The 15405-nt window shown below is 46.5% G+C and carries 11 protein-coding genes and 1 pseudogene; 5 read left to right on the forward strand and 7 right to left on the reverse strand.

All coding sequences use genetic code 11. The features are described from left to right. The first annotated feature begins 20 nt into the window (after positions 1–20). From I2D83_RS12070 to I2D83_RS12090, 5 genes and pseudogenes are all read left to right on the forward strand, one after another. Positions 21–848, forward strand: a complete 828-nt coding sequence (locus tag I2D83_RS12070; RefSeq protein ID WP_181844866.1) for a CPBP family intramembrane glutamic endopeptidase — start codon at positions 21–23, stop codon at positions 846–848. Between the two features lie 111 nt (positions 849–959). Then, complete coding sequence (locus I2D83_RS12075) at positions 960–1097, forward strand: hypothetical protein (protein ID WP_181829179.1); 138 nt, start codon at positions 960–962, stop codon at positions 1095–1097. Continuing rightward, positions 1036–1371 (forward strand): annotated as a pseudogene (locus I2D83_RS12080) (EamA family transporter); the annotation flags it as partial. The gene I2D83_RS12075 and the pseudogene I2D83_RS12080, both read left to right, overlap by 62 nt. 527 nt (positions 1372–1898) lie before the next feature. Continuing rightward, entirely contained in the window at positions 1899–3434 is a 1536-nt protein-coding gene (locus I2D83_RS12085) for a hypothetical protein (RefSeq protein ID WP_181828668.1), read from the forward strand. A 15-nt stretch (positions 3435–3449) separates the two neighbouring features. Continuing rightward, the gene (locus tag I2D83_RS12090) at positions 3450–3905 is read left to right on the forward strand and encodes a toxin-activating lysine-acyltransferase (protein WP_181828669.1); all 456 of its coding nucleotides are present in this window, start codon (positions 3450–3452) and stop codon (positions 3903–3905) included. Positions 3906–4011: 106 nt separating this feature from the next. On the opposite strand, the gene I2D83_RS12095 is transcribed toward I2D83_RS12090, so the two are convergent. The 7 genes from I2D83_RS12095 to I2D83_RS12125 all read right to left on the reverse strand — a co-directional run bounded on the left by I2D83_RS12095 (position 4012) and on the right by I2D83_RS12125 (position 14953). Then, complete coding sequence (locus tag I2D83_RS12095) at positions 4012–4296, reverse strand: colicin V family bacteriocin (protein ID WP_205946594.1); 285 nt, start codon at positions 4294–4296, stop codon at positions 4012–4014. 245 nt (positions 4297–4541) lie between these two features. Continuing rightward, positions 4542–6641, reverse strand: coding sequence for a peptidase domain-containing ABC transporter (locus I2D83_RS12100; protein WP_181844865.1), 2100 nt, complete (start codon positions 6639–6641; stop codon positions 4542–4544). Then, positions 6634–7920: an HlyD family secretion protein gene (locus I2D83_RS12105; RefSeq protein ID WP_181828672.1), complete on the reverse strand. Its 1287-nt coding sequence runs from the start codon at positions 7918–7920 to the stop codon at positions 6634–6636. The genes I2D83_RS12100 and I2D83_RS12105 overlap by 8 nt, the downstream gene beginning before the upstream one ends. 275 nt (positions 7921–8195) lie before the next feature. Next, positions 8196–8885: a respiratory nitrate reductase subunit gamma gene (gene narI, locus I2D83_RS12110; protein WP_205946595.1), complete on the reverse strand. Its 690-nt coding sequence runs from the start codon at positions 8883–8885 to the stop codon at positions 8196–8198. After that, a complete protein-coding gene (gene narJ, locus I2D83_RS12115) occupies positions 8885–9604 on the reverse strand; it encodes a nitrate reductase molybdenum cofactor assembly chaperone (RefSeq protein ID WP_205946596.1) in 720 nt (239 codons plus the stop codon). The genes narI and narJ overlap by 1 nt, the downstream gene beginning before the upstream one ends. Beyond that, positions 9597–11162, reverse strand: a complete 1566-nt coding sequence (gene narH, locus I2D83_RS12120) for a nitrate reductase subunit beta (protein WP_205946597.1) — start codon at positions 11160–11162, stop codon at positions 9597–9599. Before narH ends, narJ begins: the two co-directional genes overlap by 8 nt. Beyond that, positions 11162–14953, reverse strand: coding sequence for a nitrate reductase subunit alpha (locus I2D83_RS12125; RefSeq protein WP_180778048.1), 3792 nt, complete (start codon positions 14951–14953; stop codon positions 11162–11164). The genes narH and I2D83_RS12125 overlap by 1 nt, the downstream gene beginning before the upstream one ends. Between the last annotated feature and the right edge of the window lie 452 nt (positions 14954–15405).

Here is a 15405-nt window from a genome sequence, read left to right on the forward strand (position 1 = left end):
ACATAATCACAGGAGACCCTATGTGGTACTTACTGGCTATATCTCTACTCATACTTCAGTTCAATAAAAAACTATCCGTAGCCCTGCTAGTGGTTACCGCAGTAGTTGGAGGATACACACAGGTTCTTGACTGGCAGGCCCTCGCATTTTTGGCTGTGTTAACCTTCATCGCCGGTGTTTACTACAAATTTAGCGACAAAACACTGCGCACCATACTGGAAATCCTGCTGCTGCTGGCATCAGTTGGGTTGATGTTGCATCTGATACCCGGTTTCCATAACCTCAGAGTGCTGGATGGCGTCAGGGTGGGCCCAGAAAGCGCACCATTCACGATGTATTACAACTTTGATAAAGCGCTGGTGCCGTTTGTATTGCTTATCTGCCTGAAGTCTCTGTTCACCACTGATACTCGTCCACATACTAAGCCCTGGTACTGGCTGATGTTAGTCATTGCCGTACCGTTATTGCTGATGGTGGCAGTGGCGGTTGGTGGGTTGAAGATAGAACCTCACCATCCCGAATGGCTGTTCCAGTTTGTGCTGGCCAATATATTCTTCGTGTCACTGGCGGAAGAGGCCCTTTTCCGGGGTTACCTTCAGCAGCGTTTGTCTTCGGTGATGCATCCCGTACTGGCGCTAATAATCGCGTCGCTACTGTTTGGTGGGCTACATTACGCTGGTGGTAGTTTGATGGTCATCTTTGCTACGCTGGCCGGTCTGATTTACGGATTAGCATGGATGTTGAGCGGGAGATTATGGGTAGCGGTGTTGTTCCATGTCGGGCTGAACCTGTGTCATTTACTCTTTTTCACTTATCCGGTGTTGCAGCGACTGCCGTACACAAGCTGAAGTGCTGGCCAGATAAGCGCATCCTGACTGTGTATCTGGCTAAATAGTTCAGGAGGGTTTAATTCAGCCTCCTGAGTATCATTAACGGAACCCATAAGCAGGTAAGCTTTCGTGCTGATAAAATTTTGGCGGCTTCCCGCTTACAACCCCAATATCGGTGTTTTTCAGGCACTGCTGTTCGTCGCCGCTTACCGGCTGGCAACTTTTCATCGGCGGATTAATGCTGGCGCCGGTCGCATGGCTGGTTGATGCGCCGCTACCCGCGTTAACCCTGTCGCAGTGGGCCGCCTACGCCTATCTCTGCCTTGCGGGTGCCGTACTCGCTTATGGGCTCTGGTTTCGTGGCGTGACGCGCCTGCCGACGGTGGCCGTGGCATCATTGGGGTTGTTGAGCCCACTTACCGCCGTAGTGCTAGGCTGGGCGTTACTTTCCCAGTCGATAACTGGCACAGCGTTCTTAGGTTTGGCGATCGTACTAGCCAGTGTCTTTGCCGTGCAATGGACGACGTCGCGGAGCAAGTAACCGACTGAGCTGCCGGTGGTGAGTGCTGTCGGCAGCTCTTTTTACCCTTTTCCAGATCAACTCGAATGCGTTTTTATCAATTCCGCCATATCCGATGCAGAGCATATTACGAATATCATCACGCCAGAGTCTGAAACGCCTATTCAACCAAATTTACCTGCACTTAAAAATAAATTTTCTTTTTTTATAACCACGCCATTCATAAATTTATCCAGATAAACCTATCTCGCCTTATTCTTATGATGGATTTTCATACAAAATGAGGGCGAAGATCAATAACTATGCTTATAGCGTTATCGATATATTGACGATAGGCCATAAAAAACATAGAGTCATACCTCTACGGATAGAATAAATGGATGCTTCATGAACAATCAATCAAAATCCTTCCCTGAAAATTGTTTTTATTCCTGCAACATTCTCATTAGATATTCACTTGTTTTTTGATTATAACGTTTTTTCTTCCCCATAAAATAAAGAACAACAATGAATTCCCATACAGGAACTTTACTTGGCAAGTAGCTAATATGAAAAAACTAATAGACTTAAAAGAAAACTTGATTCCATTTATTGCGGAAAAAACACCATCTACTGTTATATGGAAAAATAAATCCTTACCTCTCGACTCTGAAGCGATAAAATCCAGCACAAGTTATCTTATCTCAGAAAGCGAAAAAATATCTATTTTTACCGGAAGAGAGCTTTCCCATAATGAGAAAATTTTTTATGCTGAACGGTATGGCGGTGGAGCGATATCTTATAATGGCGGAGGATCTCGATGTGGTTTCGATGGAACATGGCAAGTAAAAGGTATTGGCGCAAATCCACTACTGGGCCAAGGATCCGTTCATATCGATGGAGAGCTAACACTTACCGAAGCAATTCGTGAAGTATTATGGGGAAGTGTAATGGAGAAATTACTTCCTTTTGGCGCAGTTCCAACCATAGCTTTATTACTAACAGATAAATACCCCGATGGGCGCGTAAATCCTGGAGTGTTATCTTTCCCATTAGCTTTACTTGTTAGAAAACCCGCTATTCGGCCAGCGCATTTTTGTCGTGCACCTTACTATCGTTGTCATGAATCAATGCGTTCACAAAAACATGATGCGGAGAGAATTGAAAATGTGATAGGAGAGGTTATTAATTGTCTTCCACAGCCGATAGAAATAACAGAAAACCAATGGTTAAACATGCCAAAAGATGAAAAGGCAATTTGTGGACTTGCCGAATTATCGAAGAGACTTGCCACACAAATCGCGTTTTGTCAGTCACGCCATTTGTCGATCATGAGTTCGCCATCGAACTGTGATATGGAAGGAAGGTTTCTTGATTTTCATGGCGTGACCAGTATCTTTCCGACAGAAAGACAAGAACCAGGTTCCAGTTTTGTACAGTTGGCAAGGTCAAATGAAGATCCACCACTACTCCTTCAGGGATTATTAGACATTTGCTTTTATCTATATAAATATAAATTCGATTCTACTTTCCTTTTTAGCGCTCAAAAAACCATTTCCGAAACGTTTAATTACAATTACAATAAAACTTATTGGATAGAAAGTTTATGCATCGCTGGTTTTGAAAGAGAGTTCTTACATTCTATTTACAGTAACCCTGATTACGCCTCAATAGGGACAGATTGCCAAAAAATAATCAACATGTCCCCAGGTATATTCTCATTAAAATTAGGTATTTGCCAGGCAGGCGAACATCCTGCAATACCAATGCTATATAATTTAATCGAAGAGTCTGGCTCATTAATAAATAACTCATCACAAAACAAAAAAATGGTAAAAACTCATTCAAATAGCGCCTCTGAAAAATTCAAATATCTTTGCCATGATTACTTTAATTATAAATCATCCAGCAGCGAATCTATTAAAGATGTAATAGGGAAAATGAAACTAGAACTATCCAGACGGTTGCAGGCAAGAAAATTCATGGAGCGAAAATCAATTCAGCACGAAATATTAGAATTGGGAAAAAACATTAACGAAATATCAAAAAACATAGAAGAATATGAATCTCAATTTGTAAAAAAAACATTGAACATACTTAAATAGCCTGATGAGATAAAAATGGAATTTATAAAAAAAATCAGTAACGAGAAAATTAATACGTCAGATTATGAAAAACTGGGGTTTGCTGTAGCATGTATGTTGATGAACAGAAACTACAGTTTGTATCATATCAAAACACTTCAACAGTGGACGCAGAAAGCAATATCTCATAATCAATTTAAAGTTTTTTTTAACAATACTAATCACCCAATAGGTTATATGACATGGGCATTCCTGAGAGAAGACACTCTCTCACGGTTATCTCAGGACCCACTGTTTCTGCTGCATGATTCCGAATGGGATGAAGGCGGAACACTATGTATTATGGATTTTTGTTGTAAACCCGGCAGTGCCATTTATTGCATTAACGATTTAAAAAAATTACCGCCGATAAATACCGCAAAAAAAGTTGTATGGCGATCAAGAAAAACAGGTAAAATCCTTTGCAAGGATAATACTCGAATGCATGGATGATACTTGTTAATTCAAGAAGTATATTATTATAAAAAAGCCACTTTGATTAAAGTGGCTTAAGTAATCAATATTAAATAATCATTAAAAATTTTTTTAATAAAAGATATTAATTCGACCCTCTCCCCCCCAAAATTGGTCCTTCATTGCTATTAATACTACTGCCCCAAGGAATCCCAGAAGGCCCGACGGAACCTGGAGTTCGTTCTCCAGCCAGGTAATTTCCTACCGCGCCACCGACTATAGTACCAATAACTGCACCAGACGTACCGCCAACTGCGCCAAGACCAGCACCTATGGCACCACCGACAGTTTCTGGAGAAACTGTCAGCGTACCGTCGCGATCGCCAGCACCAGAAATATAAAAACACTCTTCTTGTGTAAGATTTCTCATAAACATCCTTTTCATTAAAAAATTATTTTTTCTCACTAAAAAAATGAGAAAGAATTTGATAAAACACAGCAGCAGTACTGGCTATAAATACGTATCGGATTACTCGCTCCATTTCAAAATAATCAGCCAGCATTCCCATTATAAAAACAAAAATGAAAATGAAAAACATTAAAAAAAACCTTTTCATAACGCTCCTTCATATGATTAATGACATTAAAGTAACTTTCATACCCCCCCCAAAAAAATCAGACTAAAGGAATAACCCTTTCGGCTAGAGAAATAGTCGATGGGCGATGAGAAATAATAACTCTAGTTATTTTTAACTCTGCAATTTCTTTATTAATGATCGCTTCATTTTCTAAATCCAAGTGGCTAGTTGCTTCATCCATAAAAATTACACTTGGCCGACGATACATTGCTCGAGCGATTAAAATTCGTTGTTTTTGCCCACCAGATAAATTACCGCCTAATTCTCCGATTAAAGTTTCATATCCCATGGGCATTTTTTTAATATCTTCATGGATATTACAACGGCTCGCACATTCTGTCATCCATTCGAGAGCGATATCAGGCGTAAACCCTGCTATATTTTCTGCAATAGATCCTGCAAGCAGCTTATCATCCTGCAACACACAGGCAATACATTGGCGATAATTATTAATACCGACATGGCTAATATCTAGATCATTAACCAGCAAGTTACCTTTTTCTGGTTCCAGAAGCCCACACATCAATTTCATTAGCGTGGTCTTACCCACTCCTGATGGCCCGATAATGGCGACGCTTTCTCCTGCTTGAATACTAAAGCTTAAATCTGAGATTATTGGTTTTGAAAGATTATCATAACCATAATGGAGATTACGGACTTCAATACTTACCGGCTCTCCAGAAGAAAATAATTGGCGAGGTGATATTTGTTTTTCTTGCGGTGTTAATACAATATCTGCCACTCTTTCATTATGTAAACTAAGCATCCGTAGATTTAATGCCATGTCGATGAGTCTACCTGCCCTTTCAGAAAACTGGCCACGGTAAGCATTGAATGCGACGAACATGCCGAGTGTCATTTGATTATTTATCACCATCGATGCGCCTAACCAAAGTATAATAATTTGATCACAAGTTGCAATAAATGTATTAACACCGCCAAAAAACATATTTAATTTTGTTAATTTTACGCCTGCGTTAATTGTATCGACATTTAAATTTGACCAACTCTGTGTTCGAGACTCGGATAAACCTAATGTTTTAAGGGTAGCGATACTGTACAATGTTTCCATAAAGTATGATCCTGCTTTAGCACCTTTTACCAGTTGCTCTTCGGAAACCTGGCGATAATACGAGTAGGTTAGCAACCGTAAAGCTACATATAGCGTGGTAAACCCAGACACAACCCAAACTAACCAGCCACCATAAAGTAGCATCATTATAAAAACACTAATCGACATTATGCTATCTATAATGCTATTAACAATGTTGGTAGTGAGTGTGGTACGGATCACATCCAAAGAACCAAATCTTGATTGAATATCGCCTAACTTTCTTTTCTCGAAATAAGAAAGCGGTAGTTTCATTAAATGTTCAAACACACCTGATTTCCACTGAATATCAATAAAGACGCCCATGACAATGGAAATCCAAGATCGCAGTGTTGATACACAAGCTCGAAATAAAATGAAGAAAAGAAGGCCAATACATATTAATGAAAGCAAATCATGATCGTTAGCGATAATGACGTGATCCATGACTAATTGTGTACCTACAGGTAACAACAAATTAACCGCCTCGATCACAATAGAAAGAAAAAATATTTTGGTTAATGAACCTTTCAACCCAGAAATATTTTTCATTAGCGTGCTGAGACGCAATTTGCTTTCCTGCGTTGCAGGGGAAAATTCGTTATTCGGCAATAACTCCAGAGCGATCCCTGTAAAATGTTTTGATAGTTCCTGTAATCCCATAACTCGGCGACCAAAAGCGGGATCATGAATCGTAACACACCCACGTTGGACACTGACCAAAACAACAAAATGATTCATATCCCAGTGTAAAATACACGGTTTTCTCAGTGCATTGAGTTCATCAATACTTAACGATAACGCTCGGGTTTGCAGATTAAGGTCACCTGCAATTTCAATAAGTCTGGCGAGAGTCGCACCACGGGAAGATAACCCGTACTTGCTTCGTAAATTAAATAAATCAACATTTAAGCCATAGTAGTGACACACCATTGCCAGGCTTGCCAAACCGCACTCTGTGACTTCTGTTTGCAATATTTTTGGTACACTTTTCCGAAATTTTAAATTTAATTTATTTTTAATTACACTAATTAAATCATTACTCATGAACAGGACCTTCAAGGCTCTTTTTTATGTCATAGAAAGGTGAAAACATCCATTGATAAAGAGGTCTTTTTTCAAGGAATAGCGTTGATTTCGCCCTCATACCATTCGATAATTTTAATTTTTTATTTTGATATTTAAATGTATTCGTATCCAAAGAAACCATGATTTTGTAATAGGCTTCTTTAGGCTCTGTAGTTTGGTATGCGGGTGAACTATTATAGGTCATCATTTCCTGGGATGATGCAGGTACATATGCAATGCTTTCAATATCCCCATGAAACTGGCCAAATTTCTCAAATGGAAACGCATCATAACGAATATTAATAGCATCGCCAACTGAGATGTAGGGAATACTATTATTAGGCACCCATAGCACCAAATTATAAACGGGATCTATTTTTGGAATTAATTGTGCCAGACTATCACCAATACTTACCATCTGCCCTGTGGTCACACTAAGGGATTCAATCCTTCCATCAGACGGAGAACTGATGATTAGCGTTTCACTGACATCAACTTCAGCAAGATTTTTTTTAAGCTCATTTTTTTGAAACTGAAATTGAGATATTTGATTATCGAAATCTGCGGCTTTAGTAACAATATCACTCTCCAGGCTGGCGATTTGCAGAGATTCCTGGATATTGCCACTATATAAATTTTGAAAGATGTTTTGTTGCTGATAATAAGAATAGGTTTGATTAATTAACTGATCTTTCGTAATTAACCCTCTTTGCTGATATTCCTCGTAGGACTGCATGTTTTTCTTTGCAAACTCAACACCTTTATAAGCATTATCCAAAACCTTACGCGACTGCGCATAGGCAATCTCATATTTAATCTTCTGATTTCTTATATTTTCAATGGCTATTTCTTTATTAGACTCTAACTTGCTAATAATAGCATCTATCTGTAATAGTTGATTATTCAACGCTATTCTTGTTGTGGCACTCACTTTACCAGAATTTGTAACACGACTTACATCAAGTTGGTAAATCGATTGCCCTTTTTTAACTACATCTCCTACATTAACAAACGATTCTGAAATGAATCCCTGCTGTGGAGAAAATAGATTAACAGGACGGGGAGTCGTTACAATTTCACCATAAATGTTAATTTTTCTGGTGTAATTACAAAAAATCAAAAAGAGCACCAAAACAATAACAAAAAAGAGGGATAACGTGGCGATTATCCAGGCAGGCGTTCCCGATATTAATAATGCTTTACCTATCCATTTTGTACGCTGGTGTTCAACGGCTTCCTGCCGAAACAGATCCTGCATGTAAGCCACTTCCCTTGTGAAATCAAAAAAAACTAATCCATCTCATGATTATAATTAATTATTATTTTTATGTCACTCGAATTAATTTTTAACCAGTAATATGTATCAACGAAATGATTGATTTTAAATCAGGATAGCGCGTCAATGAAATGTGCTGTTTTTTTCATCATTGAGAAGCATGCCCATCGTCGAAATAGAGGAAAAGTTAAAACGCAGAGGGAAAGGAAGAGATTAAAACGGCGGTGCCATTATAACACCGCCATTTTCTATCATGTCTAGCGGCGGTTACGCACGAGCTGGTAGCGACGCGTCAGATACTCGACCGGTGCGCTCCAGATGTGAACCAGACGGCAGAACGGAAACAGAACGAACAGCGTCAGCCCCAGCACGATGTGCAGCTTGAAGATCAGCGCAACCCCAGCCAAATGTGCAGACGCCCCGCCCTGGAAAAACGCCACGCTTTGCGCCCAGCCGACCAGCTTCAACATTTCACTGCCGTCCATATGCTGTGCAGAGAACGGGATGGTCAGCAGCCCCAGCCCCGCCTGAATCACCAGCAAAGACAGAATAAGAATGTCGCCAACGCTGGACGTGGCACGAATGCGCGGGTTGGTCAGACGGCGTTTTAACAACAGTACGCCACCGACAAACGTCAGCAGACCTGCCGCACCACCGCCAAACATCGCCATTTTCTGTTTTACTTCCATTGGCAGGAAGGCTTCGTACATCCAGTGCGGCGTCAGCATACCGAGGAAGTGCCCGGCAAATACGCCCAGAATCCCCAGATGGAACAGGTTAGACGCCAGACGCATCCCTTTCTTATCCAGCATTTGGCTCGAACCGGCACGCCAGCTGTACTGACCGTAGTCATAACGCAGCCAACTGCCAATCAGGAAAATAGCCATCGCCAGGTAAGGATAGATGTCAAAAAAGAATATGTTGAAATAGTTCGTGATTGCACTCATTAGCGTTGCCCTCCCGCCGATGTAGCGTCAAGATTCAGATATTGCGGCACCACCGCGCCAGCGAAGCGGCGTTGGTGTTGCGTTTGTTGGGCCGATGCGCAGCCTTCTTCACCGAGGAATTTAACCTGTTCCTCTTCCCACACGGCATCCAGCGCCTGCGGCGTATCGTCGCGCGCTTCGTCAGCGACCTGACGTGTGACATCGTCACTTTTCAGATCGCTACCGGACAGCGCCAGCAGCAGATCGAACAGCACAGCATAGCTGCTGTCACGCTGCTGCAAACGCGCGCCAATCAACGCCAGAATTGGCGCGATGTCGACTAAACCCGCGCGGCTCTGCGCGGGCTCCAGACGAGAAAGGTACTCAAGATACAGCGGCAGGTAGTCCGGCAGCTCACGGCAATCCAGCGCCAAGCCGGCATCCTGATATTGCTGCATCAGATCGACCATCGCCTGACCACGGTCACGAGATTCACCGTGAACATGCTCGAACAGCAGCAGCGAGGTTGCACGACCGCGGTCAAACAGGCCGCTGTACTCCGCCTGTTTGTCCAACAAATCTTGCGCACACAAGGTATTGATGAACTGCATCAGTTGATGGCTTTCACGCAGCGGTAAAGCATCGGCCTGCTCTACCGCCTCGATCAGCTCAGCCCGGTTTTCCCACAGTTCGCTATCGGGGTAGTCCAGCAGGCGGGCAATAATCCGCAGGCTAATCATGGTTCGTCTCCCGCATGACTTTGCTGTTCATATCGCGCGTTTTGCTGCTGACATCAATCGCATCAATACGCTTGCTGTTGAACAAGTTGAACTTGGTATCGCTGCCGTGGCAGCCATCGCCAAAGCTGAAGCCGCAACCTTTGCTTTCCGGGAAGGCTTCACGCGCCAGTTCACGATGGCTTGATGGGATCACGAAACGGTCTTCGTAGTTAGCAATCGCCAGATAGCGGTACATTTCCTGCGCCTGAGCTTCCGTCAACCCAACCTGTTCCAGCGCACTGGTATCAATCTTGCCTTCTACGCTTTCCGCACGTTTGTAGTGACGCATCGCCAGCATACGTTTCAGCGCCAGCAAGACAGGCTCGGTATCCCCTGCGGTCAGCAGGTTCGCCAGATATTGCACCGGAATGCGCAGGCTTTCGACGTCCGGCAATACGCCGCTGTGCGCCAGTTGGCCTGCATCCGCCGCAGACTGAATCGGAGACAAAGGCGGGACGTACCAGACCATCGGCAGCGTGCGGTATTCTGGGTGTAGCGGCAGCGCCAGCTTCCAATCCATCGCCATTTTATACACCGGCGACTGCTGTGCCGCTTCAATGACGCTGTTTGGAATGCCGTCTTTCAGCGCTTGTTCAATCACTTTCGGATCGTGCGGGTCAAGGAACACGTCTAGTTGGCTTTGGTACAGATCTTTATCGTTTTCCACCGACGCCGCTTGTTCGATGCGGTCGGCATCATAGAGCAGCACGCCCAGATAGCGGATACGTCCAACGCAGGTTTCCGAGCAGAGCGTCGGCTGACCGCTTTCGATACGCGGGTAGCAGAAAATACATTTTTCTGATTTGCCGCTCTTCCAGTTGAAGTAGATTTTCTTATACGGGCAACCGGTCAGGCACATACGCCAGCCGCGACACTTGTCCTGATCGATCAGGACGATACCGTCTTCGCCACGTTTGTAGATCGCGCCGCTTGGACAGGTCGCCACACACGCTGGGTTCAGGCAGTGCTCACACAGACGCGGCAGGTACATCATGAACGTGTTTTCGAACTGGCCGTACATCTCTTTCTGCATATGCTCAAAGTTTTTATCTTTGGCGCGTACGCTAAATTCCCCCCCCAGATCGTCTTCCCAGTTCGGGCCGTTCTCGATTTTCTTCATCCGCTGGCCGGTAATCAGCGAGCGCGGGCGGGCGACAGGCTGATGCTTACCTTCCGGCGCTTTACGCAGGTTCTGATAGTCGTAGTCGAACGGCTCATAGTAGTCGTCGATTTCCGGCACATCCGGGTTAGCGAAGATTTTGGACAACACGCTGACGCGGTTACCCATACGCGGCTCAAGCTTACCGCTGATTTTACGGATCCAGCCGCCCTTCCATTTTTCCTGATCTTCCCAGGCATGGGGATAGCCCACGCCCGGTTTGGTTTCGACGTTGTTGAACCAGGCGTACTCCATCCCTTCACGGCTGGTCCAGACGTTTTTACAGGTAACGGAGCAGGTGTGACAACCGATGCATTTGTCCAGATTCAGCACCATGCCCACTTGTGAACGAATTTTCATCAGGCTTTCTCCTGCTGTACCGATTTTTGTACTGTTTGTTGCTGAACCGTTTGTTGCTGAACATAGTCCTGGCCTTCATCATCCAGCCAGTCGATGCGTTTCATTTTACGAACCACGACGAATTCATCGCGGTTTGACCCGACGGTGCCGTAGTAGTTAAAGCCATAAGCCAGTTGGGCATAGCCACCGATCATATGGGTCGGTTTCGGGGTGATGCGGGTCACCGAGTTGTGAATACCGCCGCGCTGTTGGGTCACTTCCGAACCTGGCAGGTTAATAATGCGTTCCTGCGCGTGGTACATCATCGTCATACCCGCAGGTACACGTTGGCTAACTACCGCACGTGCCGTCAGCGCACCGTTGGCGTTAAACGCTTCTATCCAGTCGTTATCCGCAATGCCCAAATCGCGGGCATCCTCTTCGCTCAGCCAGATAATCGGGCCACCGCGACCCAGCGTCAGCATCAACAGATTGTCGCTGTACGTGGAGTGAATGCCCCATTTCTGGTGCGGCGTCAGGAAGTTCAGCGCTTTTTCCGGGTTGCCGTTAGGTTTCTTATTCATTACAGGTTCTGCCGCACGAGTATCGACCGGCGGACGGTAGACCAGCAGGCTTTCACCGAAGGCGCGCATCCACTCATGGTCTTGATACAGTTGCTGGCGGCCGGACAGCGTACGCCACGGAATCAGCTCATGAACGTTGGTATAACAGGCGTTATAGGAAACGTGTTCGTCTTCGAGGCCAGACCAGGTCGGGCTGGAGATAATCTTGCGCGGCTGCGCCTGAATATCGCGGAAGCGAATTTTCTCGTCTTCTTTATTCAGTGCCAGATGCGTGTGGTCACGCCCCGTGAATTTGCTCAGCGCTTCCCATGCTTTCACCGCTACCTGACCGTTGGTTTCCGGGGCCAGAGACAGAATTACTTCTGCCGCGTCGATCGCCGTTTCAATCTTCGGACGACCTGCCGCCGCACCTTCCGCTTTGGTGTAGTTCAGCTTTTTCAGGAAATCGACTTCGGTCTGCGTGTTCCAACCGATGCCTTTACCACCGTTGCCCAGCTTGTCCATCAACGGACCGAGCGAGGTGAAACGTTCGTACAGGTTCGGGTAATCGCGCTCCACGACCATCAGGTGCGGTGCCGTTTTGCCCGGAATCAGATCGCATTCGCCTTTTTTCCAGTCATCCACGCCAAACGGCTGTGCCATTTCCGCCGCCGAGTCGTGCTGAATCGGCAAGGTCACCAGATCGGTTTCCTGACCCAGATGCCCCTGACACACGCGAGAGAAGGCTTTCGCGATACCTTTGTAGATTTCCCAGTCGCTTTTGGAATCCCATGCGGGATCGACGGCCGCAGACAGCGGGTGAATAAACGGATGCATATCCGAGGTATTCATGTCGTCTTTTTCGTACCAGGTTGCCGTTGGTAAAACGATGTCGGAGTACAGGCAGGTGCTGGACATACGGAAATCAAGCGTCACCACCAGATCCAGTTTGCCTTCAACACCCTGATCGCGCCATTCCACTTCTTCCGGCTTCACACTGCCCGCCGTACCCAGATCTTGCCCCTGAATACCGTGCTCCGTACCCAGCAGGTACTTCAGCATGTATTCGTGGCCTTTACCGGAGGAGCCCAGCAGGTTAGAACGCCAGATGAACAGGTTGCGTGGGTAGTTTTGCTCACTATCCGGCTGTTCAGCGGCAAATTTGATTTCGCCTGATTTCAACGCGGCAACGGTATAGTCCTGCGGCGTTACACCCGCGGCCCGCGCTTTCTCCGCGATATCCAGCGGGTTAACGTTCAGTTGCGGCGCAGACGGCAGCCAGCCCATACGTTCAGCACGTACGTTGAAGTCAATCATGCTACCGCTAAAGCGGGATTTGTCCGCCAGCGGTGACAACAGCTCCTGCGGCGCGACGGTTTCATAACGCCATTGGCTGGAATGGTTATAGAAGAACGACGTGCTGTTCATGTGGCGCGGCGGACGCTGCCAGTCCAGACCAAACGCTAGCGGCGTCCAGCCCGTTTGCGGACGCAATTTTTCTTGTCCGACGTAGTGCGCCCAACCGCCACCGCTCTGACCGACACAGCCGCAGAAAATCAGCATGTTGATGATGCCGCGGTAGTTCATGTCCATGTGGTACCAGTGGTTGATACCCGCACCGACGATGACCATAGAGCGCCCGTGCGTTTTATCCGCGTTGTCTGCGAATTCACGTGCAATACGGATGATGTTCTGACGAGAAACGCCAGTAATCTTCTCGGCCCAGGCAGGGCTGTACGCTTTGACATCATCGTAATCACGCGCGCAGTTGTCGTCGCCCAGACCGCGATCCAGACCGTAGTTCGCCATCGTCAGGTCATACACGCAGGCAACCAGCGCTTCGCTACCGTCAGCCAGCGTCAAACGCTTAACCGGCAGTTTGTGCAGCAGAATTTCTTGTAGCTCAACATTGTTGAAATGCTCGCTGACCGCGCCACCAAAATACGGGAAGCCGACATCAACGACATCGTCGTGCGACCCCAGCAGGCTCAAGCGCAGCTTCACTTCTTCACCGCTCAGACCGTCGCGCTGTTCCAGATTCCATTTGCCCTGATCGCCCCAACGGTAGCCGATCGACCCTTGTGGTGCCGTCAGGTTGCCGCTTTCATCGTCAATCGCGATGGTTTTCCACTGCGGATTGTTGTCCTGACCGAGGTTGTCCACCAGATCGGAGGCTCGCAGCATACGACCCGCCGCGTAGTAACCGTCTTCGCGCGGCTCCAGCAGCACCAGCATCGGTAAGTCCGTGTATTGGCGCACGTACTCGCTGAAATACTGACTTGGTTTGTCGAGGTGGAACTCTTTGAGAATAACGTGGCCCATTGCCAGCGCCATCGCGCTGTCGGTCCCTTGCTTCGGGTTCAGCCACTGATCGCACAGCTTGGCGATTTCCGCGTAATCCGGCGTGACCGCCACGGTTTTGGTGCCTTTGTAGCGGACTTCCGTAAAGAAGTGGGCATCCGGGGTACGGGTTTGCGGAACGTTAGAACCCCAGGCAATGATGTAAGAGGAGTTATACCAGTCGGCAGACTCCGGTACGTCAGTTTGTTCGCCCCACGTCATCGGTGACGCAGGCGGCAAGTCACAGTACCAGTCGTAGAAGCTCAGGCATACGCCGCCGAGCAGAGAGAGGTAACGCGCACCAGCGGCGTAGGACACCATCGACATCGCAGGAATCGGGGAGAAACCGATAATACGGTCTGGGCCGAAGGTCTTGGCGGTGTAAACGTTAGAGGCGGCGATCAGCTCGTTGACTTCGTTCCAGTCAGAACGAACGAAGCCGCCACGGCCACGAATTTGTTTGTAGTATTTGGTTTTTTCGGGGTCGTTGACGATGGATGCCCAGGCATCCACCGGATCGCTGTGCGTCAGTTTCGCTTCACGCCACAGTTTCAGCAGGCGCTTACGCATCATTGGGTATTTCAAGCGGTTAGCGCTGTAAAGATACCAGGAATAGCTGGCTCCGCGCGGGCAACCGCGAGGTTCATGGTTAGGCAGGTCCGGGCGGGTACGCGGATAGTCAGTCTGTTGCGTTTCCCACGTCACCAGACCATTTTTCACATAAATCTTCCAGCTACATGAACCGGTGCAGTTTACTCCGTGGGTAGAACGCACGATTTTGTCATGCTGCCAGCGACTGCGATAGCCGTCTTCCCAGTCACGATTGGTATTGAGGGTCTGGCCATGACCATCGGAAAACGGTTCGGCCAGTTGTTTGAAGTAACGTAACCGGTCAAGGAATTTGCTCATCCGGACTCTCCTGCTGCGAAGCCTGCTGGCCCCTGTCGTTATGAAATGCTCGTAGCAGACATCTGTTTTTGCTTACGACACATCGCTCAAGTTGGCGCTAGGGTATCCAGCAACCACGTCGCCAAATTTGATAACGATCAAGAGTGTCCCCCGGTGAAAAACGGAGTACATCAGCAACTACCACTAAAGAATTATCACGAAAAAATAAGACAATATATTGATTTATAAAGATAAAAATAAAACCATTAATTTTGTGTTTATACTGAATTCATACACACGACTATTTAGAGGTAGTAGTCGGAAAGCGACGAAGAATCGTACAAATTCAGTAAAGGGGGTGCCAGATACGGCGCAAAAAAAACGCCTCCCCGAAAAGGAGGAGGCGTCGTAGTCACATTTTTATGTTTTATGCAGGTATTGCGAATATTTCGTGCGCGACAACACTGTCATTT

It is taken from the genome of Pectobacterium aroidearum, assembly GCF_015689195.1.
Taxonomy (GTDB): Bacteria; Pseudomonadota; Gammaproteobacteria; order Enterobacterales; family Enterobacteriaceae; genus Pectobacterium; species Pectobacterium aroidearum.

Coding starts and splice junctions, on each gene's coding strand:
- I2D83_RS12070 (WP_181844866.1), top strand. CDS start 21: ATGTGGTACTTACTGGCTATATCTCTACTCATACTTCAGTTCAATAAA.
- narJ (WP_205946596.1), bottom strand. CDS start 9,604: ATGATTAGCCTGCGGATTATTGCCCGCCTGCTGGACTACCCCGATAGC.
- I2D83_RS12100 (WP_181844865.1), bottom strand. CDS start 6,641: ATGAGTAATGATTTAATTAGTGTAATTAAAAATAAATTAAATTTAAAA.
- I2D83_RS12095 (WP_205946594.1), bottom strand. CDS start 4,296: ATGAGAAATCTTACACAAGAAGAGTGTTTTTATATTTCTGGTGCTGGC.
- I2D83_RS12090 (WP_181828669.1), top strand. CDS start 3,450: ATGGAATTTATAAAAAAAATCAGTAACGAGAAAATTAATACGTCAGAT.
- narI (WP_205946595.1), bottom strand. CDS start 8,885: ATGAGTGCAATCACGAACTATTTCAACATATTCTTTTTTGACATCTAT.
- I2D83_RS12125 (WP_180778048.1), bottom strand. CDS start 14,953: ATGAGCAAATTCCTTGACCGGTTACGTTACTTCAAACAACTGGCCGAA.
- narH (WP_205946597.1), bottom strand. CDS start 11,162: ATGAAAATTCGTTCACAAGTGGGCATGGTGCTGAATCTGGACAAATGC.
- I2D83_RS12105 (WP_181828672.1), bottom strand. CDS start 7,920: ATGCAGGATCTGTTTCGGCAGGAAGCCGTTGAACACCAGCGTACAAAA.
- I2D83_RS12085 (WP_181828668.1), top strand. CDS start 1,899: ATGAAAAAACTAATAGACTTAAAAGAAAACTTGATTCCATTTATTGCG.